Source organism: Micromonospora sp. GCM10011541, from assembly GCF_042650725.1.
In the GTDB taxonomy this organism is placed as follows: Bacteria; Actinomycetota; Actinomycetes; order Mycobacteriales; family Micromonosporaceae; genus Micromonospora; species Micromonospora sicca.
Genome location: NZ_JBHSBP010000037.1, coordinates 1 through 4,051 on the forward strand (window position 1 = coordinate 1; position 4,051 = coordinate 4,051).

The 4,051-nt window shown below is 66.4% G+C and carries 5 protein-coding genes; 3 read left to right on the plus strand and 2 right to left on the minus strand.

Annotation, left to right across the window (positions count from 1 at the left end; all coding sequences use genetic code 11):
• Window positions 1-176: 176 nt before the first annotated feature.
• Window positions 177-632, minus strand: a complete 456-nt coding sequence (locus tag ACFOYX_RS15495; RefSeq protein ID WP_322444082.1) for a hypothetical protein — start codon at window positions 630-632, stop codon at window positions 177-179.
• Window positions 633-885: 253 nt separating this feature from the next.
• A complete protein-coding gene (locus tag ACFOYX_RS15500; RefSeq protein ID WP_322444083.1) occupies window positions 886-1,434 on the minus strand; it encodes a hypothetical protein in 549 nt (182 codons plus the stop codon).
• Window positions 1,435-1,820: 386 nt separating this feature from the next.
• On the opposite strand from ACFOYX_RS15500, the gene ACFOYX_RS15505 reads away from it, so the two are divergent.
• From ACFOYX_RS15505 to ACFOYX_RS15515, 3 genes are all read left to right on the plus strand, one after another.
• Entirely contained in the window at window positions 1,821-2,090 is a 270-nt protein-coding gene (locus tag ACFOYX_RS15505) for a hypothetical protein (RefSeq protein ID WP_322444084.1), read from the plus strand.
• Between the two features lie 70 nt (window positions 2,091-2,160).
• The gene (locus ACFOYX_RS15510; protein ID WP_322444085.1) at window positions 2,161-2,562 is read left to right on the plus strand and encodes a hypothetical protein; all 402 of its coding nucleotides are present in this window, start codon (window positions 2,161-2,163) and stop codon (window positions 2,560-2,562) included.
• 417 nt (window positions 2,563-2,979) lie between these two features.
• Window positions 2,980-3,822, plus strand: coding sequence for a hypothetical protein (locus ACFOYX_RS15515; protein ID WP_322444086.1), 843 nt, complete (start codon window positions 2,980-2,982; stop codon window positions 3,820-3,822).
• The last annotated feature ends 229 nt before the right edge of the window (window positions 3,823-4,051 follow it).

The following is a 4,051-nucleotide window of genomic DNA, read 5'->3' on the forward strand; positions in this document are numbered from 1 at the left end:
GCCGGCCGACCGATCGGCCGCATCGAGAACTTGAACAGAACGTCGCCCACCCTGAGACAACCTTACCCGCACTACACGCATGCGCCGCACCGGTCCGCACCTTGAACGGCCGACCTGGTCTTCCGACGCTCCTCCGGGCATGGGCGACGGTTTGGCATCCGCCACTGTGTACGCGCTCATCGGCACGTCCGGATGCAGGCACCCGCGATCCGGCTACCTTCCGTAACGAGCGCTCGCGGCATGTCCAGATGACCGTCGCCGGCGGCGAACATCTGATTATCGAGGCACTGCTGCTCGCAGCGCCGAAGCGCGAGATGGACGGTGATATCGGCGGCAATCTCGGCGATCTCAGGCAGGACCTGCATGATCCGCCCATATACCCGCTCTTGCCCCGAGGCCGGCAATTCGAGATGAGCCGAGATGGTCGACAGAAGGCCAACGTAGTCGCGAGCACTCATCGTCAAGCGCCGCCCGATCACGGACTGCTGAACATCGGCGAACCACTCAGACCGTAGGAGCTCCGTACCCGGCCACTGCATGTCATGCCCCGGAGGCGTCCCATCTGGAGACGGAACGTCGTCGCTCTCCAAGAACCGTGCCCGGGCCGCGCGAACAGCCTCCTCCACGTCCATGTCGCAACAGTCCTCCGGCTGACTGCCTGGCATGCCCGACAGTTTCTGTTGGCCGCGGACGGAAGCGGGCTGAGGTTGGCTGACCTGTGCATTACGAGATCAAATTGCCCACCCCGCCGACTTGGGCACATGAGGGTTTAGCAGCGGAAATAGCTCTCGGCATCTCACACCGCTCCCCCACCGGTTATCGACCTCTTGCGGACTAGATGCGGACTGCCGACGCGGACGGCGGAGGGGCACGGTCACCGAAGCGTCATGGCAAGTTCGGCAGGATCGCCAGCCATGTGCGGACGCGCTCGGCGTCGGGCCGCGCAGGCAACTGATCAACAAGCGGAGCAAGCGGGGCAACGAGGTTCTTGTGACGGCGAAGGAGCAGGATGTGCTCGATTGGCAGCGTCTGCCAGCTCTCAGCCAACTCATTTGCCTGGGCCGGCATCAGTGTCACCGCACCCAGGACGCTCCGGACCAGCGCGGCTTGATCCCAGTTCTCGTCACCCGGCACCGACCCGAGTTCCTGGATCAGCCGGCTACGCAGATTGAAGGAGTCCGCAGCTGCGCTCCAGCGGTCGTAGCCAGCGAACCGCTCGGCGCGGTCGGTCAGCGACAACGCCACCTCGGCCCATTCCCGACGCGCCTCTGCGGTCAAGGCCCGGTCGTAGACGTGGAGCTGCGCGATCCATCGCGTCTTGAGCCACCAATTGACCGATCGCGGGGCGTCGTCCTCGCTCAAGGTGCTCATCCACTGGCGCACGCGGGCACTCGACCACGCATCCATGTCACCGGCGACATCCTGGTGCGACACCCCCTCAGTGTGGGCCACCGATGGAAACATGGGCCACCGAACCCCGGGCAGTCCCGACTGACAGTGGCATCAAGCCCTACGCGCACCGTCAGTTTGGAAGAGCGTGCTCAAGCGGTCGTGATGTCGGAAACGCCTGCGAGCGGTGGCCGGCCCGGTCGCCTCTCGTGCCGCTTGTGCCCGCTGCGCGCCACGGCTACTGGCCCACAGATGGCCCAGGCCGGCCTTGGGATTAAAAGAAGATCACGGATGCCTGGTCAGGTGCCTGCACCCCTGGTCAGCCCATCCGTGGTTGTCGGGTGGCGTCGGCGTCAGCGGGTGGTCTTGGCTGAACGGATAGCTATACGGCCGGCCGACGTGTTGCCAGGGAGAGTCCTAGGCTGACCCCCATGTCGGCGGAGCACAAAGTGATTGACCTAGACGAGCACGATCACCAGCCGGCGGAGTCGGGCGGCACCACCCCTGACCGCCACATGGGCAGATGGAAGTTGAATGTACGGCTCGTCGCTGCCTTCGTGGTCGGCGTTGTGCTCGGTGGTGTCGGTGTCAGCGAGCTGCGAGACTCGCGTGAGGAGCGGGAGCGGAGCGCTTCGGTCTCACTCGTGGCCTTCCCTGCATCCGCCGGTAGCGGGATTTCGGAGGTCACGGGCGTCCTGTGACGCGCGGTCGGCGGCAGATCCGGATGCCGACTGGATTCATTGACTGCTCACCGATGGGAGGATCGGCGGTGTGATCGAACTGCCTGAGGGATCTTGGTGGGATTGGGACGTGCTGCACTTCGACGGCTCCCAGCTTCTGTTGGCCGCGGGACACGACCTGACCTACCACCACGGTCTCGAGGTGGTCTTCACAGACGTCGCATACCTGGCCTGCCCGACCCAATTCCGGGATCCTCGGTTCCGGGAACCCACCCTCGACGAGCGCACACTGGTGCGTCGGCACGTCGATGAAGAACCACCAGTGATCGTTGCCTTCGACGTCGACGCACCGGCCGGGGGTGACCTTCTTACCTGTCTCGTCGCAGCAGGGTCGGTTGAGGTAGTACCCGGCTTGGTCTACCGCTACTGGCGTGACAACCTGGCTGCTGAAGAACGACTGGCTCCGCACGTGCGGCCGCCAGAGCAATCGTAAGGTCCGTACCTCGCCGGAGCCGCGGCTGCTACTGACGGCGACGCCCACCGAGGCGGAGAGCGCGTACGATCGGCGGCAGATCCGGATACCGGGTCCAAGGCTGAGCATGGGTTGGCAGCTCCCGCCGTGGAGCGTTGCTGCGGACCGTGGTGCTGAGTCACGGAGCCGATGGGGTCAGACGTGCCGGAGGGATACGGAAGCCCAGTTGATGGTGGTCTTCGTCGTATCGGCTCCCTACGATCATCGGCCATGGCTCGCACGACGCCGCCGCGACCGGTGGACATCACGGAACACTTCCCAGAGTTGGAAAAGCATTCGGTAACGGCCACGCGGCTGCATCCCCGGCCCGGCACGCCCACGACCGCCGATAGCTCGGTCGGCGGCCCGCTACTCTGGCCAGCCGATGAGCCCTGGCCGGTGTGCACGGACGGCGACGCCCACTACGTCTTCCAGCTCAGGACACCGGAGACCGTCCGCCGCAGCCGGGAGATCTGCGCGGCGGCACAGGCCCGGGCGGCCGCGAGCGGCGCCCGCTATGCCCTGACCGACGAGGAGCGGGCGGAACTGCCGGACTCCGACTTCTCCGAGCCGCACGACCTGGTAGCCCAGCCGATCCCGCCGGTCCCGGTGGCGCAGCTCTACCGCCGGGACGTCCCCGACTTCGCCGGCCCGGACGGCACCGACCTGCTGCAGGTGCTGTGGTGCCCGCTGGACCACCCGGACGAGGGCTACAACCCGCGGGTGCGGCTGTACTGGCGGCGCAGCGCCGAGGTGACCGCGCCGCTGGACGCGGCCCCCGAGCCGCCCGTGGTCAACGACTCCTACCTACCGGTCCCCTGCGCGGTGCATCCCGAACAGGTCCGCGAATACCAGTACGGCGGTCTGTTGCCCGAGGAACTGGACGCCCGAATCACCGCGTGGGAGGAAGAAGCCGAGGAGGAGACAGAGGACGAGGAGACCGGGCGCAGCTACCAGTTCGACTTGTCCCTGGCGCCCGGCTGGAAGGCGGGCGGCTTCGCGAACTGGTCGCTGACCGACCCGCATCCGATGACCTGCGCCGATTGCGGCACCGCAATGACACTGCTGTTCACCGCCGACTCCGGCGAGTGGCACGGGACGAACTGCAGCTGGCGGCCGGTGGAGGAGCCGGCAGAGGCGTCGCCCAACCCTACCGACGTGTCGATCGGCCGCGGCTACGCCCTGTACGTCTTTCGCTGCCCGGCCTCCTTTGATCACCCGCCCGCCATCGCCATGCAGTGATTGTCCCTGAGCGTCGGCTCCGGATCGACGCACTACTTTCGGCAGATCCGCGCACACTCAGCGGCAAATCCGTGCATGTGACCTTGCCTTCGACTGCGACGGCCGCTGGCAGAATGCAAACGGTTTCTCGGACGAATTGGACGGCATCCGCGGGTTTCGCGAAGATCGCGTCCTCAGGCGAACTCGCGCGCGGTGGATTCCAGCCTCTCGCGGTAGGCGGCCCACCACG

Coding starts and splice junctions, on each gene's coding strand:
- ACFOYX_RS15495 (WP_322444082.1), bottom strand. CDS start 632: ATGGACGTGGAGGAGGCTGTTCGCGCGGCCCGGGCACGGTTCTTGGAG.
- ACFOYX_RS15505 (WP_322444084.1), top strand. CDS start 1,821: ATGTCGGCGGAGCACAAAGTGATTGACCTAGACGAGCACGATCACCAG.